Source organism: Vogesella lacus (genome assembly GCF_979366295.1).
This window is the reverse complement of record NZ_CEETQT010000017.1, coordinates 18,239-41,744: the sequence shown is the minus strand read 5'-3', so window position 1 is coordinate 41,744 and position 23,506 is coordinate 18,239. Positions and strand designations below refer to the sequence as shown.

The following is a 23,506-nucleotide window of genomic DNA, read 5'->3' as shown; positions in this document are numbered from 1 at the left end:
AACTATACCCACCCCGACCAACCTCGTCAACACCTCAAAACCAAAACAATCACACAAAGTGAACAAGTCGTTGATTATAAAGAACCCCACAAAGCAAAAAAGTTGGCCGCAATCGCTTGCGGCCAACCTTGCTTATCTTGAAACAGGCTTTCTGCTACCCTAACAACCACTTTATTTCCTCATAAAGCGCAAAGCTGATCGCGATGTCTTCATATCAATTTGATGTTCTGATTATTGGCAGCGGCCTTGCTGGCATGACGCTGGCCCTGCATCTGGCTGAAACCCTGCAAGTCGGCCTGATTACCAAACGTGACTTACTAGAAGGCAGCTCGACTTATGCCCAGGGCGGCATTGCTGCAGTACTCGACACTGGCGACTCGATCGAGAAACACATAGAAGATACGCTGATCGCCGGTGCCGGCCTGTGCAATAAAGAAACCACGCGCTTTATCGTCGAAAACTCGAAAGACGCGATTGACTGGCTGATCGACCTCGGCGTCCCCTTCACCAAGGATGAAAGCCACCAGACCGGTTACCACCTGACACGTGAAGGCGGCCATAGTCATCGCCGCATCATTCATGCCGCTGACGCTACCGGTGCCGCAGTAACCAGCACACTCGGGCAAAAGATCAAGGCACACCCGCGCATTACCCTGCTGGAAGACTTCATCGCAGTTGACCTGATCACCGGTGACAAACTGGGCCTTGCCGAGCAACGTTGCTTTGGCGCTTATGCACTGAACAAACCGCAGGACGAGGTTGTTACCATTACCGCACGACATACAATTCTGGCCTCGGGCGGCGCGGGAAAAGTCTACCTTTACACCACCAACCCTGACACAGCTACCGGCGACGGCATCGCCATGGGCTGGCGCGCCGGCTGCCGCGTCGGCAATATGGAGTTCATCCAGTTCCATCCGACCTGCCTGTATCACCCGCACAGCAAGTCATTCCTGATTACCGAAGCCGTGCGTGGCGAAGGCGGCATTCTGCGCCTGCCTGACGGCACCCGCTTTATGCCACACCACGACGAACGCGCCGAGCTGGCCCCTCGTGACGTCGTGGCTCGCGCCATCGACTTCGAGATGAAAAAGCATGGCCTGGATTGCGTGTATCTGGATATCTCTTACAAACCGGCCAGCTTTATCCAGGAACACTTCCCCAATATCTACGCCCATTGCCTGGAACTGGGTATAGACATCACCCAGCAAGCCATTCCGGTAGTACCAGCCGCGCATTACACCTGCGGCGGTATTGTTACCGACCTAAAAGGTCGCACCGATGTTGCCAGCCTTTACGCCGTCGGTGAAGTCGCCCACACCGGCCTGCATGGCGCCAATCGCCTGGCCAGCAACTCGCTGCTGGAATGCATGGTGATCGGCAAGGCTGCGGCCAACGATATCCTGGCCGCCCAACCGGTCGCCATTCCAAGCATCCCCGCCTGGGACGATAGCCGCGTGACTGATCCGGACGAAGACGTGGTGATCTCCCACAACTGGGATGAGCTGCGCCGAGCGATGTGGGACTACGTCGGCATCGTGCGCACCAACAAGCGACTGGAACGCGCGCTGAACCGCATCAAGCTGCTGACCGAAGAAATCGACGAGTACTACAGCAACTACCACGTCAGTAATGACCTGATCGAGCTGCGCAATCTGGTGCAGACTGCCGAGCTGATTGTCCGCTCGGCACTGCAGCGCAAGGAAAGCCGCGGCCTGCACTTCAGCCGCGACTACCCGCAAACCGAAGCCACATGCGAAGAAACCATCCTCGCACCGTAATCCTCCGGTAAAGGTTGGCCGCATGCGGCCAACCTTTCAAGCCAAAGGCAGGCTGAAGTAAAACGCACAACCGCGCAGCTGCGTATCGTCAACGCCAAATTCGCCGCGATGAAATTCGACAATCGAGCGGCAGATATTCAGACCAATCCCCATCCCCTGACTCTTGCTTGAGAAAAACGGCGTAAACAGATTCTCCAGCATGCCTTCGCCCAAGCCTGGGCCATTATCACTGACGCGCACATACCAGCGCCCGCCCTCTCGCCAACTGCTGATCTGCACTGTCGGCACAGGATCGAGCTGCCCCTCCAGCGCCTCGGCAGCGTTCTTGATCAGGTTGATCAACACCTGCTCGATCAGCACCGGATCCATCAGCACCTGCACGGCATCACCCAGCTGAAGCTGCACCCGCACCCGCCCCTTTTCCAGCTGCGGCTGCAACACCTCTACGGCAATACGTACAGCCCGATCCGGATCCGCCTTTTCCAGCTGCGGCGCGCGTTTTTTGACGAAAGCGCGGATGCTGTTAACGATCTGCCCTGCCCGCCGTGATTGCTGCACCAGTGCCTGCAGGGCATCCCTGACACCAAATTGCTGCTGAACCGGCTCGCTCAAACGCCGAGACACCCCTGCCGCATAAGTAGATATCGCCGTCAGCGGCTGATTCAGTTCATGCGCCAGGCTGGACGCCATCTCGCCCATGGCAATCAGTCGCGAGGTGGCCTGCAGCTTTTGCTCTTGCGCCAAGCTCAGCTCGGCCTGCTTTCTGCTGAGCGAAACATCGGCCAGCATCACCAGCCAGGCCTCTTCTTCATCCACCCAGCTGATGCGGCGGTACTGCAGCTGATACCAGCTGCGGCCAGCATCTGGCGAGAATTCGTGCGGCACTCGCGAAACAACCGACATATCCGGCAATGAGGGCAACAAGGGGCAGTAAGCACCCACCGGGTCAAAGTCAGCCCACATCTCGCCAAAAGCCGGATTGGCATACAGTAGTTGGCCACCATTTCCGGCCACCACGCACACCCCCATATCCAGTCCATTCAATACCGTCAGGAAGCGACGATGCGAAGCATTGAGCGCCAGCCGCTTTTTTTTCAGCTCGGTGATGTCATACATTGACACCACCCAGCCATCATGACGCCCGTCATCGAGCAACAAAGGTGCGGCATACCAGCGCACTTCGAACTTCTCACCATTGCGATGACAGAACGGCAGTTCAAAACCATGCTCGGGCAACTGCCCATTGCGCATGGCCTGCATCGCCTGCAATAGCAGGTCATGATCCTCATTCGACCAGAAAGAGTATGGTGGCAACTGCCCCTCAAGCTCTGACTGGGACAGGCCAGTCAGCTCGCACATGGCACGATTGACACGACGAATCCCGCCATCCGGCCCCAGCGCCAACAGACCACTTTTCATGCTGTCTTCAACCGCTTGCCGCAAAGACATCTCGCGCTGCAAGGCACGCTCGGCCATTGCCCTCACCCGAACCTGAGCTCTGATACGCCACAACAGGAACAACAAAGACACCACAAGCAATGCAATCAGCACACTCAAGGCCGGCAAGGAGAAGCCGACCCCCGTGCGATAGCTGATGGCCCTCAAGCTCAAACCATAGCCTGGCGGGTCAAAACTCAGCGCATGCGACAGCGTGCCAACCGGCGCATTCTGCTCGAACTTGCTGGCCAGAATCTTGCCGCCCAGATCCACCAGACTGATGTGATACTTGGTCGCCAGCCACCACGGCACCTGGTATTGCAAAAGCAGATCCATGCGATACACCAGCCGCAGACCACCAACGTATCGCCCAGCCACAAATACCGGCACCGCCAGATCAAAACGGTATTTGCCATCCGCCCCCAGGTACGGCGGGCTGTATGATGCATGACCAAGACGTTCGGCACGCCACAAGGCATCGTAGGCATCGCCACCTAATTGCAAGCCTTCGCGCCGCTGGGCATCCAGCAAGACCTCACCGCGCCGCCCCACCCATTGCAAGGCATCCACCTCCCGACTTTCACGCTGCAATAGCGCCGCAGCCGCCAGAAAACGTGCTGACGCCTGCGCATTCAAGGGCAGATCATCCTGCAAACCCTGCACGACCTGCTGATGCCCCTCCAGATGCAGCCGCAGACTCTGCTCGAGCCACAGCAGCTCCTGAATCAGACTGTCGCGCTGCTCATCCTGCCAGTCCTTGTAAACCACCCAGAACAAGCCGGAAAGCGCGGCAAGCAAGCCTATCAATATCAAGGCAGCACCCAGCCACAAACGGCGTGGCGTACCCGTTACCGGTCTAACATCCGTATCCATTTTCCGAAACCAAGGTTGGCCACATCACGGCACGGTGCCGCACAGAAAAAACAAACGGCATTAGGGAAAACCCTGATGCCGAATTCCCCAATAGAGAACTGTGCATATTACTTCTAAGGTAGGGATAGTCATGAGCAGGCGCCAATAAGCCAGCCATGCAACACGACAATTAACGGAGAGTATAGAGATGAAACTGAAATACGCAGCCCTCGTTGCCAGCCTGGCCTTTGGCGTATCCGGCATTGCCAGCGCCGCCGACTTTGTCATCAAGTTCAGCCATGTTGTGGCACAGGACACCCCTAAAGGCAAAGCCGCCGAATACTTCAAGAAGCTGGCCGAAGAGCGCAGCAAAGGTCGCGTACAGATTCAGGTCTTCCCGAACAGCCAGCTGTACAAGGACAAGGAAGAAATGGAAGCACTGCAACTGGGCGCCGTCCAGATGCTGGCACCCTCCCTGGCCAAATTCGGCCCACTGGGCGTGAAAGAATTCGAAGTTTTCGATCTGCCTTACATTTTTGACAACTACGACGAGCTGCACAAAATCACCCAGGGCCCGATCGGCCTGCAACTGCTGTCCAAGCTCGAGAACAAAGGCATCAAGGGCTTGGCTTTCTGGGACAACGGCTTCAAGGTACTGTCCGCCAACAAACCACTGAAATCACCAGCCGACGTCAAAGGCCTGAAGATGCGCATTCAGTCCTCCAAGGTACTGGAAGAGCAGATGCGCAGCATGGGTGCCCTGCCGCAGGTAATGGCTTTCTCCGAAACCTATCAGGCGCTGCAAACCGGCGTAGTGGATGGCACCGAGAATCCACCTTCCAATATGTTCACCCAGAAGATGCACGAAGTGCAAAAGCACGCCACCGTGACCAATCACGGCTATCTTGGCTATGCCGTCATCGTGAATAAGAAGTTCTGGGACGGTCTGCCAGCTGACGTGCGCACCATTCTGGATGGCGCCATGAAAGACGCCACCAACTACGCCAACAAGATTGCCAAGCAAGAAAACGATGAAGATCTGGCCAAGATCAAGGCCAGCGGCAAGACCCAGGTTTACGTGCCTACCGAAGCCGAACGCCAGGCCTTCAAGAAAGCCCTGGTGCCGGTACACACCAAGATGGACGACCGTATCGGCGAAGGCCTGGTACAGCTGATCTACAAACAGACCGGCTACACCCCGAACTAAGCCCCGCCTCACAAGCGCGCCCGCAGTCCTGCGGGCGCGTTTTTATCCGGAGAATTCACCGTGATCAAGATACTCGACCATCTTGAGGAGTGGCTTATTGCCTTCCTCATGGCTGCGGCCACCCTGATTACTTTTGCCTCTGTCGCACATCGTTACGGCAGCGGCTTTGAAAGCCTGCAACCCATCTTGCTGGAAATCAATATGGGCTGGGCACAGGAACTCACCATCTACATGTTTGTGTGGATGGCCAAGATTGGTGCCGCCTATGGCGTACGCACCGGCATCCACGTGGGCGTGGATGTTCTGATAAACAAGTTCGAAACCCCATTGCGCAATAAATTCGTGTTGTTCGGGCTGTTTTCCGGCGCCGTGTTCACCGCCATCATCGGCACACTGGGTGCCTACTTTGTCTGGGAGAACGGCATGGCTTACGCCACGCTGACCACGTTTGGCATGGACGTCGGTCATTTCTACGAAGGCCCGACTACGCCTGACCTCGAGTGGCCAACCTGGATGGTTTATTCGGCCATCCCAGTCGCCTCATTCCTGATGTGCTTCCGTTTTCTGCAAGTAGCCTGGATTTTTGCCAAAACCGGCGAGCTGCCACATCACGATCATGGCCATGTTGACGGTATCGATGAAGAGCCTGTGGCGATTGGCGAAGCCTTTGCGATCGCAGAAGAACAAGAACACGCTGACGGCGGCAAAGTACGCAAAGGAGACCAGCAATGAGCGGTCTGATCATTTTTGGCATCCTTGCGGTGCTGATGCTTACCGGCATGCCCATTTCCATCTCGCTGGGCCTGACGGTTCTGACCTTCCTGTTCACCATGACCGAAGTACCGATCGAAGCCGTGGCACTGAAGCTGTTCACCGGCATCGAGAAGTTCGAGATCATGGCGATTCCGTTCTTCATTCTGGCCGGTAACTTCCTCACCCATGGAGGCGTAGCCAAGCGCATGATCAACTTTGCTTCATCCATGGTTGGTCACTGGCATGGCGGCTTGGCTTTGGCTGGCGTGGTCGCATGCGCCTTGTTTGCTGCGGTTTCCGGCTCCAGCCCGGCAACCGTGGTAGCTATCGGCTCCATTCTGCTACCGGCCATGGTCAAACAGGGCTATCCCAAATCATTCGGTGTCGGTGTTATCGGTACGGCAGGTGGCTTGGGCATTCTGATTCCACCATCTATCGTAATGGTGATCTACGCGGTATCGACCAACAGCTCCATCGGCAAGTTGTTCATGGCCGGTGTCGTGCCGGGCCTGCTGCTGGCACTGGTATTGCTGGGCGTCACCTGGTTTGTTGCACGCAAGAACAACTACCCGCGCATGGCCAAAGCCAGCTGGGGCGAGCGCATCCGCGCCTTCCGTGAAAGCTTCTGGGGGCTATTCCTGATTGTTGTGGTTATCGGTGGCATCTATTCGGGCATTTTCACGGCCACAGAAGCCGCTGCCATGTCGGCGGTGTACGCTTTCTGCGTCGCCTTGTTTGTCTACAAGGACATTCGCTGGAAACAGGTTCCCAAGGTATTGATCGATTCGGCCAATATGTCGGCGATGCTGCTGTACATCATCACCAACGCCGTACTGTTCTCCTTCCTGCTGACCAGTGAAAGCATTCCGCAAAACCTGGCCGCCTGGATTAACGAACAAGGTCTGTCGCCGTGGATGTTCCTGCTTGCAGTCAACATCCTGCTGCTGGTTGCCGGCAACTTCATGGAGCCATCCTCCATCCTGCTGATTACCGCACCTATCCTGTTCCCGATTGCGATGGCGCTCGGTATCGACCCGATTCACCTCGGCATCATCATGACCGTCAACATGGAAATCGGCATGATTACACCACCGGTTGGCCTGAATCTTTACGTTGCCTCGGGCATCGCCAAGATGGGCCTGACAGACGTCACCAAGGCCTGCGCGCCATGGATTCTGGTAATGATTGCCTATCTGATGCTGATCACTTATGTACCGGCAGTATCACTGTGGCTGCCAAACGCCCTTGGCATGTAAGGGTTGGCCGCAAAAAACGCGACGGATTCCGTCGCGTTTTTTGTCAGCATCAAAGTAGCCCGTGACTCCGGGTTAGCCCTATAATGTCAAGCCTCTCCACACCCTCATGAAATAATAATCAGGAGCCAACAGAATGGACGAGCAATTGCGCCAAGCCGCACTCGAATTCCACCAGTTCCCACAACCCGGCAAGATCCAGGTTTCCCCGACCAAGCCTCTGGCCACTCAACGTGATCTGGCACTGGCCTACTCCCCGGGTGTGGCTGCACCTTGCGACGCTATCGTCGAAGACCCGCTGAATGCCTACAAATACACCGCGCGCGGCAATCTGGTTGCCGTCGTTACCAACGGTACCGCCGTCCTCGGTCTCGGCAATATCGGCCCGCTAGCCGGCAAGCCGGTCATGGAAGGTAAAGGCGTCCTGTTCAAGAAATTCGCCGGCGTCGATGTGTTTGACATCGAACTGAACGAGAACGACCCGGACAAGCTGGTTGACATCATCTGCTCGATGGAGCCGACTTTCGGCGGCATCAACCTCGAAGACATCAAGGCGCCCGAGTGCTTCTACATCGAGAAGAAGTGCCGTGAGCGCATGAATATCCCGGTATTCCACGATGACCAGCACGGCACCGCCATCGTTGCCGCCGCCGCAGTACTGAACTCGCTGCGTCTCGTTAACAAGGAAATCGGTAATGTACGCGTAGTTGCCTCCGGCGCCGGCGCCGCAGCGATTGCTTGCCTGGACTTGCTGGTTGCCCTTGGCGTGAAGCGCGAGAACATCACCGTCTGCGACTCCAAAGGCGTGATCTACAACGGCCGCGACGAAAAGCTGGACGAATCCAAGCAGCGTTACGCCATCAATGACAACGGCTGGCGCAAGCTGGCTGATGCCATGGTTGGTGCCGACATTTTCATGGGTCTGTCGGGTCCGAAACTGGTTAGCCAGGACATGGTTAAATCCATGGCTGCCTACCCGGTGATTCTGGCGATGGCCAACCCTGAACCGGAAATCCTGCCGCCACTGGTAAAAGAAGTTCGTCCGGACGCCATCATCGGCACCGGTCGTTCCGACTTCCCGAACCAGGTCAACAACGTACTGTGCTTCCCGTTCATCTTCCGTGGCGCACTGGACGTGGGTGCCACCACCATCAATGAAGAGATGAAACTCGCCTGCGTACGCGCCATTGCCGATCTGGCCATGGCCGAGCAGAACGATGTGGTAGCCACCGCCTACGGCGACCAGGAATTGTCCTTCGGTCCGGAATACGTGATTCCGAAGCCGTTCGACCCGCGCCTGATCGTGAAGATCGCCCCGGCCGTGGCCAAGGCCGCGATGGAATCCGGCGTGGCAACTCGCCCGATCCAGGACTTCGACGCCTACATCGACCAGCTGGCACAGTTCGTCTACAAGACCAATCTGTTCATGAAGCCGGTGTTTGCCCAAGCCAAGAAAGCCAAGAAGCGCGTAGTTCTGGCTGAAGGTGAGGACGAGCGCGTACTGCACGCCACCCAGGAAATCGTATCGCAAGGCCTCGCCTTCCCGATCCTGATCGGCCGTCCGTCGGTTATCGAAAAGCGTATCAAGAAGCTGGGCCTGCGCCTTGAAGTCGGCCAGGACTTCGAGCTGGTGAACAACGAATCCGACCCGCGTTACGCTGACTACTGGCAGGACTACTACCAGCTGATGAAGCGCAAGGGCGTGTCGCAAGAGCAGGCACGTCGCCGCGTAATCGGCAACACCACCCTGATCGCGGCACTGATGGTTCGTCGTGGCGAAGCCGATGCGCTGATCTGCGGTACTTACGGCCCGTATCGCCAGCACTTCGACATCATGGAAAACGTGATCGGCTATGCCCGCAAGGACAAGGTCGCCGCTGCCATGAATGCGCTGATCCTGCCTACCGGCAACATCTTCATCACCGACACCTACGTGAACCCGACTCCGGATGCCCAAGAGTTGGCCGCCATTACCGAAATGGCTGCCGAATCGGTACGCCGCTTCGGTATCGCACCGAAGGTTGCCATGCTGTCCAACTCCAGCTTCGGCACCTGGAATTCCGACGGTGCCTGCAAGATGCGTGATGCGCTGGCACTGGTACAGGAAGCCCATCCGAATCTGGAAATCGATGGCGAGATGCAGGGTGATGCGGCACTGGTCGAGTCCATCCGTCAGCAAGCCATGCCGGACAGCCCGCTGAAAGGCGCGGCCAACGTGCTGGTGATGCCGAATGTGGAAGCGGCCAACATCAGCTACAACCTGCTGCGCGTATCGGCCTCCGATGGTGTCACCATCGGCCCTATCCTGATGGGTATGGCCAAGCCGGTTCACATTCTGACCCCGATTTCTTCGGTACGTCGTATCGTGAACATGGTGGCACTGGCCGCAGTAGACGCTCAGTACAACAGCTAAGCGCTTTGCATGGCTATACTGAACGGGTGAGCAACTGCTCACCCGTTTTTTATTTGCGCAACAGGAGCGAGCATGACCCCGGACTTCAACCCAGCCGACCCGTTTGCCGTTTTTCGCCAGATGCTGCAATCCGCCGCGCCACCCGGTGCGCAGCCCTTCCTGCCACCGATGAGCGAAGAAGAAATCGAACGCAAGATTGCCGAGCTACGCGTCGTCGAGACCTGGCTCACCATGAATATGGGCATGCTCGGCATGCAGATCAAAACACTGGAAATGCAGAAAGCGGCGCTAGCCAGTTTGCGCCCCAAGCCGAAACCGGAGCTGTAGATCAAGTCGAATGAAAAGACAAAAGGTTGGCCGCAAGTATGCGGCCAACCTTTTTTAACCCGGCAAGGCAGCCAAGTCGAAGCTGCAAGGATTGAGCGGGGTACGATCATGCGGAATCAGGCTTGCCCTACTCTCGAAGCTCAGCCAGCGCTGCCTGCGCGCTGACGTATCAAACAGCTGGGCATGCATCTGCTCCATGAACAGATGCATTTCCTGCGGATCGACAGCAGCCTTCTGTAGCGTCGGCTCGGACAGGATACAGCTGATAGCATGCCGGACATTTTCGACTTCGCGCCCGAATAACGACTCGCCATCGTGCATGACTGCTCGTTGCCAGGCTCGAGCCAACTGCCGGCTTGCCGCGCCGGCCACCGCATTGCCGGCGAATCGCCGGTCTATCATCAGGCCGACATCATCGCGGATCAGATCACCATTGCGATCAGGCGGAAACACGTTGGCCGCATGGCTCATCCCCAAGCCGTAAAGCCACACCAGCAGCAACAGTAGCAGCGAGACCGGCAGCAGCAAGATCAGATACTTTCGGTGCATACCGCCTCCTCCCCGCCTACTACCCATACACCTATCAGATCGCGCCCAAACCCTTAAGCATTACCAGCAGGATCAGCAAGGGGGTTACATACTTGATGATCAGGTACAGCACATCAATCAGCTTGTCATTGGCCAGCGAGCCATCATTGCTGAGCGCCGCACGCATATTCTGCCTGCCCCAGAACCACGCCACGAAAACGCAAATCGCGATACCGCCGACAGGCATCAGGATGGACGAAGACACAAAGTCGAACAGGTCGAAGAAGGTCATGCCGAATGGTTTGACATCGGCCAGCAGATTATTCGACAAGGCGCATGTCGAGCCGATAGCAGCCAGCAACAGCAGGTTGATCAGGGTGGCACGTGTGCGGCTGATGCCGAAGCGGCCAGCCATGACCGATACCGGCACTTCAAGGATAGACAACATCGCACCGGTTGCCGCCACAGCAGACAACACAAAGAACAGCACCATGAACAAATGGCCAAACGGCATGCTGGCAAACACCGCCGGAATGGTGATGAACAGCAGGGACGGGCCGGCCTCCGGCTTGAAGCCGAAAGTAAATACTGCCGGGAATACCACGATACCGGCAAGCATGGACACGAACAGGTCGGCACTCATCACGCGCATGGTAGTAGACGGAATATTCTGGTCGTCACGGAAGTAGCTGCCATAAGTCATCATGGTGCCCATGCCGATAGACAGCTTGAAGAAGGCTAGGCCCATGGCAATCAGCACCACCTCGGCCGTGATCTTGCTGAAATCCGGGGTAAACAGAAAGGACAAGCCCTCAACCGCACCTGGCAACATCAGACTGCGCGCCCCCAGCACCAGCAGCAGGATCAGCAGGATAGGCATCAGCTTTTTGGTAACGGCCTCGATACCCTTGGATACGCCTAGCAGCAGAATGCCGCCAATCATCACCAGCACCGCCCACTGCCACAGCAAGGACTGCACCGGGTCCGACACCAGCGCGCCAAAAGCGGCGGAGGTCTGTGCGGGGTCACTGGTCAGGATCTCGCCGCTGATTGCCTTGAACACATAGGCAAACACCCAGGCGGCAACTTCTGAATAAAACGACATGATCAGGAAAGCTGCCAGTACGCCCATCACGCCAATCAGCCACCAGTATTGGCCAGGCCTCGACAGCGTATGCAGCGTCGTCACCGCATCAGCCTTGGCCTTGCGCCCCATCATGATTTCGGAAATCATCACCGGCAGACCAACCAGCAAGGTTGCCAAGACATACACCAGCAAGAATCCGGCACCGCCGTTGGCACCAGTCACATACGGAAACTTCCAGATATTCCCCAAGCCGACGGCTGAACCCAAAGTTGCGGCCAACACGCCAAAGCTGCTGGTGAAACCATCACGGCTGATCTGCTTGCCGCCTGAATTATTCTTCATACTTCATCCCACCTGAAACAAAATGGCTCTCGAACGAGAGCCATGGATACAATCGACAAGATGTCAAAGGTGCGGATTTTGCGCTTGCCGCCAAATCTCGTAAAGCGCGTTTTCAGTTATAGCAATAAATCAGACCACACCTGCCAAAAATACCCATATTGGCAGCATGCCATGCCCAACAGGCAGCCTACCGTCTAATGACACAAACGCTCGGTCAGCCGCTGCAACCACGCCTCACATTGTGCCAGCTGTTCAAGCTCAATGAATTCATCCGGGCGATGAGCCTGCGCAATACTGCCCGGCCCGCAAACGATGGCGGCAATACCAGCCTCGGCAAATCTGCCGGCTTCGGTGGTATAGGCAACGGCATCTTTCTCGCCACAGCTGCACAAGGCATCCAGATGCTGCCAGACACTGCTGGCCTGATCAGCCTCGAAAGGCGGGCAGTCGACAAGGTTCTCGAAACTGATATCAGCCTCTGGTGCGATCTGCCGCATTTCGGCCAACAGGTTGGCCGCATAATCCTGTACTGACTCGAGAAAGCGCTGATGAGTATCGCCAGGCAACCAGCGGCACTCGAAAATGAATTCGCAATCCTTGGGCACGATATTTGCAGCCGTACCACCCTGAATCACACCAGTTTGCAAGGTAGTAAATGGCACATCATAAAGCGCATGCCGGGTACCGAATGATTGCTCAGCCTCGGCCAGCTTGCGGATATGCAGCACCAGCTTGGCCGCATACTCGATGGCATTAACGCCAAACGGCGTCAGCGACGAATGCGCCGCCCGACCTGTCACACGACAGCGATAGTGGGCGATGCCCTTGTGTGCAATAACGGGGCGCATGGATGTCGGCTCGCCGATGATGCAGCCCTCGATCGACTCACCACCCTCCTGCAAATCAGCAATCAGACGCCCCACCCCCAGACAACCGACCTCTTCATCATACGAGAGCGCAATACCGATACGCGATGCCAGTGCATTGCTGGCGGCCAACTGCTGCCAATGTGGCACCATGGCCAGCACGCAAGCGATGAAGCCCTTCATATCGCACGTCCCGCGGCCATACAGCTTGCCATCACGCTCAACCAGCTCAAACGGGGCAGTCTGCCAACGCTGCCCGTCAACCGGCACCACATCAGAATGTCCGGACAAAATCAGCACCGGCAAGTCTTTATCACCGATGGCGCAGAACAGATTAGCCTTGCTGCCATCATCCGAATAAGTCAGGCGTGATGTCAGCCCAAATTGTTGCAGGTACTCTTCAACCCACGCTATCAGCGCCAGATTGGAGTGACGACTTGTCGTATCAAACCCGATGAGACTTGCCAGAATATCGCGCATATCAAGTATCAGATGTAGTTGAACAGGGAAAGCCCTTTGACCTGGCTATAGGTCTTCTGGCTTACCTCCAGTGCCATCTTGGCCATTTCCATATCACTGACGGCTTTGGCCAGATCGAGATCTTCGAGGTTACTGGCTTGTGTTGCATACTGGATATTCAGCGCATCACCGGCGTCTTTCAGCGCATCGGCTTCCTGCATCCGCGCCCCCAAGGATGCCTGCCCTGCCAGCATGCGAGACAAGCCGGCATCCAGCCCGGACATGACCTTGCCAATATCCGCCGCATAGGTGGCACTACCGGCTGGCCCTGCTACCAAAGACTCATCAAACAAGGTAAGGGCTTGCAACAATTCATTACCGCTCGCTGCAGGTGGTGCCGAGGTAACGCCAAACAAGGCAGCGCCGGGCTCGGTAATAGCCACATCGCGACCAGGGGAAATTGCCATGTATTGGCGCTGATCATTGCCGTGATAATCGATTGCAATATTTGGTGCAGTATTACCAAAGGTCAGGGAAAACGGCGGCTGCCCTTTGCTGGTGCCACCGAACAGGTAATTGCCATTACCGTCCGTGCTGTTCGCCAATGACACCAGCTCCTTAACGCGCTCTCTCATTTCATTCTGGATCGCCTGGCGGTTCTCGTTATTGAGAGAGCCATTACCCGCCTGCACCGCCAGCGTCTTGATATTCGAGATCGATGTCGCAACCTGCCGCAAAACCGTATCGGAAATTGCCAGCTGAGTACTGGCTGCCTCGGCATTTTTGGCTTGCTGGGCATTGATGTCTTTTGACTGCCGGATTTCGACCAGACTTGCCGATGCCACCGGATCATCCGAGGCACGATTGATACGCTTCAGCGTTGAAAGCTGCTCGCCCAGCTTGGTCAGCTGGAACTGTTTATTTTGCAAGTTGAATGTACCCATGATGTACTGGGTATTGCTACTTACTCGCATGATTCAACTCCTGACCATTCAGGCAATCTGCAGCAGGGTCTGAAACATCTCCTGCGCCGCCTGAATAACCTTGCTTGATGCCTGATAGGCTTGTTGGTATCGCAAAAGATTTGCTGCTTCTTCGTCAAGATTCACGCCCGAAAACGACTCTTTCTTGAGCTTCACTTCCTGCAATGCTGCATCTTGCGCCTGCTTGCTGATCTGAACCACATTGGTACGACTGCCGACATAACTGACCATCTGCCCATAAAACGACTGCATGCTGGCTGTTCTCGGGTCTGTTGTTGGCGGAAGGACAGTTGAAGTCGAGGTTGGCGTTGGTGCCATCAAAGGCTTGGTTTGCAACTTGCTCATCTCTAGCAGGTTAGAGTTATCAAGTTGCACATTGGTGCCAGCGCTCAAACCGATAGGTATTGTCTGGGCGGCAGATGACTGCCCCTCAAACTTGAACGCAAAAGTCTGCCCTGTCGCCAGGGTAAACTGATACACCCCTGACTGATTGGGTGACTGAGTCACACTGAACAGCGAACCACCGGCGTTGGCCTGAAATGGCGGATTGATCCCCGGATCATACTCAAGACTTAATGCGCCACCAGGCCAAGGCGTGTTGGCCGCAGCCGTACCACCAATCTGACCCACCTGCCAGATCGAACTGATCTTCGGCTGAATGCCCGTCGCTGCCGTTGACACGACATTTGAAGACAGTGCCAGTTTTGATGGATCCTGAATTGCCACGCCAAAGTTATCCAGCGCATCACGCATTGCCTTGGCTTGACCACCCACCGTAGTCGCAGCATACGCAGTGGTACGAAATGAAGACAGATCAGTAAACAGCCCACTGGTAGCTGCATTACCATTGAGATCAACACCCATCAGATGCTGGGTATTGATGGCATCCGTAAACTCGATCGCCATTCTGCCCATGTCGGCCTGAACACGTGTCAGATCATACGTCAGAGTCGTCATTGCACCGGCAATCGACCCACCCTTGATCAGCTGTGGATCAACAGCAACCTGGTTATTAGTACCCGGCAACTTGATATTCAGTGACGGCGCCTCAGGATCTTCAGGGTTATTTACCCCGCCCCTCGCCATTACCAGCTCATAATTTGACTCACTCAGCACCAGCGGGTGACCTTGACCAATAAAAACATCAACCGTGCCATCCGGCTTGGCAATCATGTCGGTCTTGATCAGCTTGTTCAGATCACGAACAATTACATCACGCTGATCCAGCAGGTCATTAGGCAAGCGACCATTTTGCTCATTCAATGACACAATCTGCTTGTTCAGGTCAGCAAGCTGCTTGGCATAGGCATTTACCGCCCCTACAGAGTTCCCCACCTGGTTTATCAGTCCATTGCGTAGCTCTTCAAGACGATTATTCATGGACTGAAACCGTCCGGCCACAGTTTCCGCCTGGCTGATCACAGTCTGCCTGGCAGCAACCGAGCTCGGCTGCTGGCTCAGCTGCTGCAAACTGCTATAAAACCCCTGCATGACGCTTGAGAGACCAGTACTGGGATCTGACAAAAGATTGTCTATGTCATTCAAGGCAAGCTCTTGCGTCTGAAAACCACTACTCGACGCGGTCACCGCTTGCAGCTGATTCTCCATAAAACCATCGTACATCCGTGAAACCGCATAGAGATCCACGCCACGACCCACATAGCCAAAGCCGACAAACTGCGGACTAGCCGCAGCCTGCTCCAGCCGCTGTCGGTTATAACCATCCGTATTCACATTACCAATGTTATGGCTGGTTACTTCAAGTGCGGCCTTGGCCGCATTAAGCCCGCTCACACCAATGCTGAAAATACTGGACATGTTGAATCTCCCATCTACTTCTTATCGTCACGGCATCAAGGTGCTTTAGCGTTGAAATACTGCCTGCGCCACATCAGTCAATTTACGAGCATATGCCGGGTCGGTTGCATAGCCACCTCGTTGCAAACCGTTGGCAAAAGCCGAGGCATCCGTACCACGATTCAGCGCAGCCTGATAACGACCATTGTTTTTCAACAGATTTGCATAATCATCAAATGCTGCCTGCAAATCCGGATACGACCTGAAACTCTCGACCTGCTTCTGCGCCTTGCCATTCACATACTCGGTTGTCAGCGTCGCCACGCTGTCCCCTCCCCATGCAGCATTGGCCTTGATACCAAACAAGTTATAACTTTCCCGGCCATCCGGATGCTTGATACTGCGCTTGCCCCAGCCACTCTCAAGGGCGGCATGCCCAACTAACAGCTCTGGTGCCACGCCCAGTTTTTCAGCCGCCTTGCTAGCAAATGGCAGCAAGGTAGAAACAAAACCTTCTTTATCCGTCGGAATATCAGTCACTGCTGCAAGCGGTTTGACAGGGCTGGTCGCAACATCAGCCTGCATCGATTGATAACGACCGACTGCATAAGAAATTTTTGCCGGTGCCGGCAAGGCCAGCGGCAAGTCCTGCAAGGCGGCAACGGCAGGGTCGTTTTGCAACTTGTCAGTGTGCGCCAGCTTTTCAATTTGCCTGGCCAGCATTTCTGCCATCCCCAAACCACCACCTTGTGTCAGCCCCATCACCAACTGCTGATCTACCAAGCCCTTGTAAGTACCAAGCTCCGAAGAGTCCTCATCACCGCTTAAACTGTTCTCACGAGCACTTGATAGCAACTGATTCACCAGCATTGCCTCAAACTGACCGGCAACTTGTTTGATAGCCAGATTAGGATCTTGCTTGGCAAGTGCCATCATCTCCTGACTTGCGCTCGGATCAATAGCAAGGCGATTAGCCAAAGGGTTGGATAGAATCTGCATGACGAGAATCCCTGATTAACACTCAAATCAAAGCAAGATCCAGGCCAGAAATAAAAAAAGGCGATGCTCAAGAGCATCGCCTTAAAACTCCATTAATAACGGAGTGCCTATCAACCTAGATGATCTGCAGATCTGCTTTCAACGCCCCAGAAAGCTTCATCGCCTGCAAAATCGAAATCAAATCCTGCGGTGTTGCCCCGACTGAATTCAGCGCACCAACCACCTCGGACAGCGAAGCGCCATTCGGCATGTTCACCATCCTGCCGCCATCAGCACTCAGCTTGATGTCAACTTTGTTTGTAACCTGAGTCTTGCCGCCAGCCAAAGCATTCGGCTGACTGACCTCTGGCGTACTATTAACAGTCACCGACAGATTTCCGTGAGCAATCGCGCACGGATCAATTCTTACCGACTGATTCATCACAATCGACCCAGTCCGCGCGTTGATGATAACCAGTGGCGTTGCCTCTCCAGCCTGCACGGAAATATTCTCCAGCCGTGACAGAAACTGAATTCGTGCATTACTGTCTTGCGGAGCACGAACCTCAATTTGCCTACCATCAAGAGCACGCGCCATCTGGCTGCCAAACTCCCGGTTGATCGCAGACACCACCCGGTTTGCCGTCGTGAAATCAGCATCATTCAATTGCAGCGACAACACATCACCCATACCCAGCGAGGCCGGCAACTCTCGTTCGACAATCGCACCCGCAGGCACGCGGCCAACACTCAGATGATTCACCTGCGTACGACTGCCACCCGCAGATGCACCCGCGCCACCGACGACCACATTACCCTGCGCCAACGCATAAATCTGGCCATCAATCCCCTTCAGCGGCGACAACAGCAGCGTCCCACCGCGAAGACTCTTCGCATCACCAATCGAAGAAACTGTCACATCGAGCTCCTGCCCTCTGCGCGAGAACGGCGGCAAGGTTGCAGTCAAAGAAACAGCGGCGACGTTCTTGGGGTCAAGTTCAACGCCTGATGGCACCTGAATACCCAGCTGATTCAACATATTTGCCAGCGATTGACCCGTAAATGGCGAAGCCGATTTCTTGTCACCACTACCATCAAGCCCGACCACCAGACCATAGCCGATTAAAGGATTGGATCTGACGCCGGCCACATTGGCCAACTCCTTGATTCTTTGTGCCGCATGCACAGGACCGGCAAACACCAGCATGCACACACACAATAACAAGACCCTCATTTTTACCCCTTAGAACGGCATCAAGGACAGGAAGACTCGCTGCAGCCAGCCAGTATCGTTATACGCCCTACTGCGCCCCTGATTGATCTGCTCTATCCTTGCATCCGCCACTCGGGTTGACGCTATCGTATTGCCACGTTCGATATCACGTGGATTAATCACGCCAGAAAGACGAATAAACTCGTGCTCCCCGTTGATCTTCATCTGCTTCTCGCCACTCACCAGCAAATTGCCGTTCGGATAAACATCAATAACCGTTACCGTCACCGACGCACTAAACGAGCTGCTGTTACTACTACTTGACTTACCGGTCTCGCTAGCCGAACCCGTACCAGAAAGACTCAAACCACCAAGCTTCTTCTCGACCGCACCCGGAATGAAAGGCAAATTGGTTCCCGCCGTAATCCCGCCATCAATACTGCTATCACGGGATCCTTTTGTGTCTTCAGCAGTTGCCGACTTGTTCGACTCCTGAATCGTTACCGTCAAGATATCCCCCACCCGGACAGGTGAGCGATCCTCAAACATCGGACGAAAACTTGCTGCCTGGAAGATGGAACCATCAGTAGGTACTGCCGCCGGCATTGGCTGCGGACGCATCGACATCGGCTGATGCGTAATTGGCGCCGTTTGTACCGCACAACCTGTCAACAAGCCCAACAGGGTCGATGTGACCAACAAGCAGAGAGTTTTCATCTACGCATCAACCTCATCACAACTGCGACAATTTCTGCAGCATCTCATCCGACGTCTTGATCGCACGCGAATTCAAGTCATACGAACGCTGTGCAGTGACCATATTGATCAACTCTTCCGTAACGTTCACGTTAGATCCTTCCAGCATGCTCTGGTTAATTACACCACGACCATCCGTGCCTGGCTGGCCATCCAGCGGCTCGCCCGATGCAGCAGTAGCGAAATAAATTGTCCCGCCATTCGATGACAAACCCTGAGGATTGGTGAAATTGGTCAGCGTCAGCTGAAATGAGCCAGATGCTGTAGTGCTGCTTCCTTCGTAATACTCAAGCAGCCCCGTTGGTGAAACTGTAATCTTGCTTGCCGTCCCCGGAATGGTTACCGGTGGATCCAGTGGCATACCTGCTGGCGTAACAACAGTGCCTTCACTATTGCGCTTGAATTCGCCATTGCGCGTATAGCCGATAGTCCCTTCCGGCGTCAGAATACGAAAAAAACCATCCCCGGCAATCGCCAAGTCAAGAGACTGTCCGGTCCGGATCAGATCACCCTGAGAATGATCGCGCGATGTCGCTACCGGTGCCGAGCCGCTACCAACATGCAAGCCCGTCGGCAATTCGCTACCATTACCAACCTGCGCACCCGGCTGGCGCAGAGTCTGATAATAAAGATCTTCAAAAACTGCATTCGATCGCTTGAAACCGTTTGTGCCAATATTCGAAATATTATTAGTAATCACGCTAAGCTTGAACTGACTGGAGTCCATGCCGGTTTGCGCGATGTAAAGCGATCTCATCATGATAAAAATTCCGCCCTATCAAACAGTCGACAACAACTGGGTCGCCTGCTTTGAATTCTGATCAACCGTCTGCATCAGCTTGATGTTGAGGTCGTAGTGTCGTGAGTGACTGATCATTTCAACAAGGCTCTTGACTGCATTCACATTGCTGGACTCAAGAAAACCCGCCCTGACCTGAACCCCCTCAACTGCAGCGGCAGCTTGGCCATCATGCTGCCGGAACAGCCCATCATCACCTTTGTAAACAGCACGATCACCCGGATTAACCAGTTTTATGCGGCCAACCACCTGCGCCACCCGATCAGCACCGGTTGCCGTTACCGTACCATCTTCACGCAACGTCACTTCAGTACCTTGCGGCACAACAAGCTGGCCACCATCTCCGACAATAGCCAATCCGGAACGGGTTCTCATCACGCCATTTGCATCAAGAACAAAACCACCGTCACGCGTATAAGCCTCACCACCATCTGGCGTTTGCACTGCAAAGAAACCACTGCCTGTTACCGCAAAGTCACGGACATTGCCAGTATGCAGCAAGGCACCTGGAGTCATATCGTGACCGATCGTGGTATCCACCTGATAGGTTCGCGTTGGCGCGCCATCACCCACTACACGAAGAGCCTTGAACGCCGCCAGATCGGCCTTGAAACCGGTTGTATGGACATTGGCAAGATTGTTTGACGTCGTTGCCTGCTGCCAAGCCACATGCTTGGCACCATTCATCGCCAGAAAAATTGCCTTGTCCATATTAAGACCTCAATTAAAAGCCGAATTAGCGCAAATTCAAAAGTGTTTGCATAATAGCATCCTGCGTTTTGATTGTCTGCGCATTAGCCTGATAAAAGCGCTGGGAAATAATCATGTTTACCAGCTCAGCCGTCGTATCGACGTTTGACTCCTCCAGCGATGAGGATTTCAAATAGCCCATACCGCCGGAATTCGGATTAGCCATACTACGCGCACCCGCCTCACTGGTATAAGACCAGCGATTATCACCATTTGGCACCAAACCCTGCACATTGGCAAAATTATAGAGACTTATCTGGCCGATAGGTTCGCTAATACCATTCGTATACTTGGCATAAAGCTTACCTGTAGCATCGGCAGAGACACCTGACAATTTACCTGCAGCATAGCCACCCACTTCCAGTTTGGTAACCGAGTAATCACCACTAAACTGGGTAGTCCTTGCAAAATCAATATCAAATGATGGGTGCGCAGACGAGGCTGTGGTATTAGCAGGAACGGTAATCGTCGAAACCGCAGGCGCAGTTGTCACCAACTGACCAGACTGATCAAACTCCAACGTCACAGGGCCCGTTGCGGCAGCACCATCAATCGAGTTATAGACTTCCCACTGATTCACCGGCGGCGTACCAGTACTTGGGTCACGCCTCACAAAATACAGTGAAACTGTGTGAGTATTACCCAGGTTATCAAAATACTTGGCGCCGGTTGTATAAGAGAAGGAGCCAATGTCAGTCGTATTAAATGCCGGTGTAGTTGCTGTACCTGGCTGGCCGGTAAATATTTTTGCACTACCGTCCAGATTAAAACTCCAGTTAATCCCTTTTTCACCCGTCGCACCAGTTGCCTTGGCAATACCGCTATTCAGCGTAGACACCTGCAATGGCTGCTCAGCACCACTGGTGCCACCATTAACAATCGGATAACCATTCAGGTAATAGCCGTTATTGACAATATAGCCATCTTTATCCAGTTTAAACTGACCATTGCGGCTAAATGACTCCATACCGCCATTCGGAGTATTGTCACTGGTCATCCGGAAAAAACCATTTCCCGAAATAGCCAGATCAAGCGGATTATTGGTACTGGTAATATTACCCTGCTGAAACTGCTGCGAGACTGCCACCGTCTGCACACCAATACCTGCCTGGGTATTAGCACTGGCAGCCAAGGTGCTTGCATACAGATCACCAAACTCGGTACGCGAACTCTTGAAGCCGATAGTGCTGCCGTTGGCAATATTGTTACCGATCACATCCAATTGTTTGGCCGCTGCACTCAGACCACTCAAACCTTGCTGAAAACCCATGATGTTTCTCCGACTTCAATATTGCCTTAAACGATTTGAGTAACTTCACTCAGAGACATTTTCTTGCCCGACTCCAACACCAGCGAAGCAACGCCGGCACTGATGGCCACGCTATTGATCTTTGCCGGACTGAGCAAACTATTCTCGACCGCGGTATTACCATTTACCGCACGGACAGAAACCTTGTACTGACCATCCGGCTGCTGAGTTCCTTGAGCATTTTTCCCATCCCAAGACAGCGTCAACTGGCCGGCAGGACGAGAACCCAGTTTCATCTCATTAACCACCGTACCTGCCTGATTAGTGATGGTGACCTGCACCTCGCCAGCTGCCTCAGCCAGATCCAGCACCATTTGCCCTTGATTACCAGACACTTTCATTTCAGTCGAAGGAATCAAGGCTGTGCGACCAATCATCAGAGTTGCCATCAAAGACTGGCTCGCTGCCTGGTTATCGGTCAGCGACTTGATCGACTGATTCACCGCCTCCAGGCTGCTGACCGTGCTGATCTGTGCCATCTGGCTGGTCATCTGTGCGTTATCCATCGGGTTGGATGGATCTTGCGTTTTCAGCTGGGTTGTCAGCAGCTTCAGAAAACGGTTCTGAATCTCTTCAGCCGAACTTTCTTTCGCCTTGGTCTGACCATTCAGGGATTCGAAATTGAAAGCCTGATTACCGGAAACACTGCTAACCATGATCTACTCCTGACTTACTGGCCCATTTGCAGAGTTTTCTGCAGCAGGGTCTTGGCGGTATTCATTACTTCAACACTGGTCTGATAAGAGCGTGAGGCAGAAATCATGTCAGCCATCTCTTCAACCGGATTCACATTCGGCATCTTGATGTAGCCACGCTCATCAGCCAGCGGATGACCCGGCTCGTACTTCAGACGAAACGGCGAAGTATCTTCAACAATCGAGGTCACCCGCACACCGGCAACCTGCGGCAATTCCTGGCTGGCCGGAATGGCTGTAAATACGGCACGACGCGCCCGGAAAGGCTCGCCAGTCGAGCTGGTCGCACTTTCAGCATTCGCAATATTGCTGGCCACCAAGTTCAGTCGCATCGACTGGGCATTCAGCGCCGAGCCGGCAATATTGAAAACATTAGAGAGCGACATGCTTACTGACCTCCTTTGATCGCATCCATCAGGCCACTGATGCGTCTATTCAAAAACAGCAAAGTACTTTGGTACTTGATCGAGGCGTCGGTAAACGCAGCTCGCTCGATATCCATATCAACGGTATTGCCATCCAGGCTTGGCTGCACTGCACTGCGGTACTGCAAACCACCCTCACCGGAGCCCACACCCTGCGCTGCAATATGACGACCATCAGTCGTATTCAGCGCCATGCCGCTATTCGATGTAGCGTTCAGCTGACCTTGCAATGCCTTGCCAAAGTCGAAATCCACTGCCTTGTAGTAAGGCGTATCAGCATTGGCAATATTGCTGGAAATCACCTCAACTTTCTTGGCACGCAAGGCCAGAGAGTTTTCGAAGAAGCTGAGGTGGTTGGCAATTTTGTCTAGCATGATGTCTGAACCGTTGTTTGCTCTTACATAAGCATGAAGCGTGCCAGAAAATAACTGCAAAAAAGTACTCAAGAAAAGGTGAATGCGGCCGATTGGGCCAACACCAGCCATCCGCCACGGCA

At 54.5% G+C, this 23,506-nt stretch carries 21 protein-coding genes; 6 read left to right on the top strand and 15 right to left on the bottom strand.

Annotated elements, in window-relative coordinates; all coding sequences use genetic code 11:
• The first annotated feature begins 203 nt into the window (after positions 1-203).
• A complete protein-coding gene (gene nadB, locus ACZ9W6_RS17125; RefSeq protein WP_465192402.1) occupies positions 204-1,781 on the top strand; it encodes an L-aspartate oxidase in 1,578 nt (525 codons plus the stop codon).
• Between the two features lie 36 nt (positions 1,782-1,817).
• Here the strand turns inward: nadB and ACZ9W6_RS17120 are convergent, their stop codons facing one another.
• A complete protein-coding gene (locus tag ACZ9W6_RS17120) occupies positions 1,818-4,091 on the bottom strand; it encodes a PAS domain-containing sensor histidine kinase (protein ID WP_465192401.1) in 2,274 nt (757 codons plus the stop codon).
• A gap of 187 nt (positions 4,092-4,278) precedes the next feature.
• Between ACZ9W6_RS17120 and ACZ9W6_RS17115 the strand changes: the two genes are divergently transcribed.
• The 5 genes from ACZ9W6_RS17115 to ACZ9W6_RS17095 all read left to right on the top strand — a co-directional run bounded on the left by ACZ9W6_RS17115 (position 4,279) and on the right by ACZ9W6_RS17095 (position 10,023).
• On the top strand, positions 4,279-5,277 hold the full coding sequence (locus ACZ9W6_RS17115) for a TRAP transporter substrate-binding protein (protein WP_465192400.1): 999 nt from the start codon (positions 4,279-4,281) through the stop codon (positions 5,275-5,277).
• A 60-nt stretch (positions 5,278-5,337) separates the two neighbouring features.
• A complete protein-coding gene (locus ACZ9W6_RS17110) occupies positions 5,338-6,009 on the top strand; it encodes a TRAP transporter small permease (protein ID WP_465192399.1) in 672 nt (223 codons plus the stop codon).
• Entirely contained in the window at positions 6,006-7,286 is a 1,281-nt protein-coding gene (locus ACZ9W6_RS17105; protein WP_465192398.1) for a TRAP transporter large permease, read from the top strand. Before ACZ9W6_RS17110 ends, ACZ9W6_RS17105 begins: the two co-directional genes overlap by 4 nt.
• Positions 7,287-7,419: 133 nt before the next feature.
• Complete coding sequence (locus ACZ9W6_RS17100; protein ID WP_465192397.1) at positions 7,420-9,696, top strand: NADP-dependent malic enzyme; 2,277 nt, start codon at positions 7,420-7,422, stop codon at positions 9,694-9,696.
• A gap of 72 nt (positions 9,697-9,768) precedes the next feature.
• On the top strand, positions 9,769-10,023 hold the full coding sequence (locus ACZ9W6_RS17095; protein WP_465192396.1) for a PhaM family polyhydroxyalkanoate granule multifunctional regulatory protein: 255 nt from the start codon (positions 9,769-9,771) through the stop codon (positions 10,021-10,023).
• A gap of 54 nt (positions 10,024-10,077) precedes the next feature.
• Here the strand turns inward: ACZ9W6_RS17095 and ACZ9W6_RS17090 are convergent, their stop codons facing one another.
• The 14 genes from ACZ9W6_RS17090 to flgB all read right to left on the bottom strand — a co-directional run bounded on the left by ACZ9W6_RS17090 (position 10,078) and on the right by flgB (position 23,495).
• Positions 10,078-10,572: a hypothetical protein gene (locus ACZ9W6_RS17090; RefSeq protein WP_465192395.1), complete on the bottom strand. Its 495-nt coding sequence runs from the start codon at positions 10,570-10,572 to the stop codon at positions 10,078-10,080.
• A 34-nt stretch (positions 10,573-10,606) separates the two neighbouring features.
• A complete protein-coding gene (locus ACZ9W6_RS17085; protein WP_465192394.1) occupies positions 10,607-11,980 on the bottom strand; it encodes a sodium-dependent transporter in 1,374 nt (457 codons plus the stop codon).
• Between the two features lie 194 nt (positions 11,981-12,174).
• Complete coding sequence (gene argE, locus ACZ9W6_RS17080) at positions 12,175-13,326, bottom strand: acetylornithine deacetylase (RefSeq protein WP_465192393.1); 1,152 nt, start codon at positions 13,324-13,326, stop codon at positions 12,175-12,177.
• 8 nt (positions 13,327-13,334) lie between these two features.
• Entirely contained in the window at positions 13,335-14,279 is a 945-nt protein-coding gene (gene flgL / locus ACZ9W6_RS17075) for a flagellar hook-associated protein FlgL (RefSeq protein ID WP_465192392.1), read from the bottom strand.
• A gap of 18 nt (positions 14,280-14,297) precedes the next feature.
• Positions 14,298-16,106, bottom strand: coding sequence for a flagellar hook-associated protein FlgK (gene flgK / locus ACZ9W6_RS17070; protein ID WP_465192391.1), 1,809 nt, complete (start codon positions 16,104-16,106; stop codon positions 14,298-14,300).
• Between the two features lie 45 nt (positions 16,107-16,151).
• On the bottom strand, positions 16,152-17,084 hold the full coding sequence (gene flgJ / locus ACZ9W6_RS17065) for a flagellar assembly peptidoglycan hydrolase FlgJ (RefSeq protein ID WP_465192390.1): 933 nt from the start codon (positions 17,082-17,084) through the stop codon (positions 16,152-16,154).
• Positions 17,085-17,199: 115 nt separating this feature from the next.
• The gene (locus ACZ9W6_RS17060) at positions 17,200-18,270 is read right to left on the bottom strand and encodes a flagellar basal body P-ring protein FlgI (RefSeq protein WP_465192389.1); all 1,071 of its coding nucleotides are present in this window, start codon (positions 18,268-18,270) and stop codon (positions 17,200-17,202) included.
• 36 nt (positions 18,271-18,306) lie between these two features.
• Positions 18,307-18,993: a flagellar basal body L-ring protein FlgH gene (locus ACZ9W6_RS17055; RefSeq protein ID WP_465192388.1), complete on the bottom strand. Its 687-nt coding sequence runs from the start codon at positions 18,991-18,993 to the stop codon at positions 18,307-18,309.
• 16 nt (positions 18,994-19,009) lie between these two features.
• Entirely contained in the window at positions 19,010-19,792 is a 783-nt protein-coding gene (flgG, locus tag ACZ9W6_RS17050) for a flagellar basal-body rod protein FlgG (protein WP_465192387.1), read from the bottom strand.
• Positions 19,793-19,810: 18 nt separating this feature from the next.
• Positions 19,811-20,542, bottom strand: coding sequence for a flagellar basal-body rod protein FlgF (gene flgF, locus ACZ9W6_RS17045; RefSeq protein ID WP_465192386.1), 732 nt, complete (start codon positions 20,540-20,542; stop codon positions 19,811-19,813).
• 25 nt (positions 20,543-20,567) lie between these two features.
• Positions 20,568-21,851 carry a flagellar hook protein FlgE gene (gene flgE / locus ACZ9W6_RS17040; protein ID WP_465192385.1) on the bottom strand — a complete coding sequence of 428 codons (1,284 nt, stop codon included), beginning with the start codon at positions 21,849-21,851 and terminating at the stop codon, positions 20,568-20,570.
• A gap of 26 nt (positions 21,852-21,877) precedes the next feature.
• On the bottom strand, positions 21,878-22,546 hold the full coding sequence (locus tag ACZ9W6_RS17035) for a flagellar hook assembly protein FlgD (protein WP_465192384.1): 669 nt from the start codon (positions 22,544-22,546) through the stop codon (positions 21,878-21,880).
• Between the two features lie 14 nt (positions 22,547-22,560).
• Positions 22,561-22,971 carry a flagellar basal body rod protein FlgC gene (gene flgC, locus ACZ9W6_RS17030; protein ID WP_465192383.1) on the bottom strand — a complete coding sequence of 137 codons (411 nt, stop codon included), beginning with the start codon at positions 22,969-22,971 and terminating at the stop codon, positions 22,561-22,563.
• Positions 22,972-22,973: 2 nt separating this feature from the next.
• Complete coding sequence (gene flgB / locus ACZ9W6_RS17025) at positions 22,974-23,495, bottom strand: flagellar basal body rod protein FlgB (protein WP_465192382.1); 522 nt, start codon at positions 23,493-23,495, stop codon at positions 22,974-22,976.
• Positions 23,496-23,506: the final 11 nt, after the last annotated feature.

What these genes read in the sequence shown, in the direction of transcription:
- flgB (WP_465192382.1), bottom strand. Translation starts at nt 23,495, where the DNA reads ATGGCTGGTGTTGGCCCAATCGGCCGCATTCACCTTTTCTTGAGTACT.
- argE (WP_465192393.1), bottom strand. Translation starts at nt 13,326, where the DNA reads ATGCGCGATATTCTGGCAAGTCTCATCGGGTTTGATACGACAAGTCGT.
- ACZ9W6_RS17105 (WP_465192398.1), top strand. Translation starts at nt 6,006, where the DNA reads ATGAGCGGTCTGATCATTTTTGGCATCCTTGCGGTGCTGATGCTTACC.
- flgF (WP_465192386.1), bottom strand. Translation starts at nt 20,542, where the DNA reads ATGGACAAGGCAATTTTTCTGGCGATGAATGGTGCCAAGCATGTGGCT.
- ACZ9W6_RS17120 (WP_465192401.1), bottom strand. Translation starts at nt 4,091, where the DNA reads ATGGATACGGATGTTAGACCGGTAACGGGTACGCCACGCCGTTTGTGG.
- ACZ9W6_RS17055 (WP_465192388.1), bottom strand. Translation starts at nt 18,993, where the DNA reads ATGAAAACTCTCTGCTTGTTGGTCACATCGACCCTGTTGGGCTTGTTG.
- flgK (WP_465192391.1), bottom strand. Translation starts at nt 16,106, where the DNA reads ATGTCCAGTATTTTCAGCATTGGTGTGAGCGGGCTTAATGCGGCCAAG.
- ACZ9W6_RS17115 (WP_465192400.1), top strand. Translation starts at nt 4,279, where the DNA reads ATGAAACTGAAATACGCAGCCCTCGTTGCCAGCCTGGCCTTTGGCGTA.
- flgE (WP_465192385.1), bottom strand. Translation starts at nt 21,851, where the DNA reads ATGGGTTTTCAGCAAGGTTTGAGTGGTCTGAGTGCAGCGGCCAAACAA.
- ACZ9W6_RS17090 (WP_465192395.1), bottom strand. Translation starts at nt 10,572, where the DNA reads ATGCACCGAAAGTATCTGATCTTGCTGCTGCCGGTCTCGCTGCTACTG.
- flgJ (WP_465192390.1), bottom strand. Translation starts at nt 17,084, where the DNA reads ATGCAGATTCTATCCAACCCTTTGGCTAATCGCCTTGCTATTGATCCG.
- ACZ9W6_RS17085 (WP_465192394.1), bottom strand. Translation starts at nt 11,980, where the DNA reads ATGAAGAATAATTCAGGCGGCAAGCAGATCAGCCGTGATGGTTTCACC.
- nadB (WP_465192402.1), top strand. Translation starts at nt 204, where the DNA reads ATGTCTTCATATCAATTTGATGTTCTGATTATTGGCAGCGGCCTTGCT.
- flgG (WP_465192387.1), bottom strand. Translation starts at nt 19,792, where the DNA reads ATGATGAGATCGCTTTACATCGCGCAAACCGGCATGGACTCCAGTCAG.
- ACZ9W6_RS17095 (WP_465192396.1), top strand. Translation starts at nt 9,769, where the DNA reads ATGACCCCGGACTTCAACCCAGCCGACCCGTTTGCCGTTTTTCGCCAG.
- ACZ9W6_RS17060 (WP_465192389.1), bottom strand. Translation starts at nt 18,270, where the DNA reads ATGCTGGTGTTTGCCGGTCCTGTGCATGCGGCACAAAGAATCAAGGAG.
- flgL (WP_465192392.1), bottom strand. Translation starts at nt 14,279, where the DNA reads ATGCGAGTAAGTAGCAATACCCAGTACATCATGGGTACATTCAACTTG.
- ACZ9W6_RS17035 (WP_465192384.1), bottom strand. Translation starts at nt 22,546, where the DNA reads ATGGTTAGCAGTGTTTCCGGTAATCAGGCTTTCAATTTCGAATCCCTG.
- flgC (WP_465192383.1), bottom strand. Translation starts at nt 22,971, where the DNA reads ATGTCGCTCTCTAATGTTTTCAATATTGCCGGCTCGGCGCTGAATGCC.
- ACZ9W6_RS17100 (WP_465192397.1), top strand. Translation starts at nt 7,420, where the DNA reads ATGGACGAGCAATTGCGCCAAGCCGCACTCGAATTCCACCAGTTCCCA.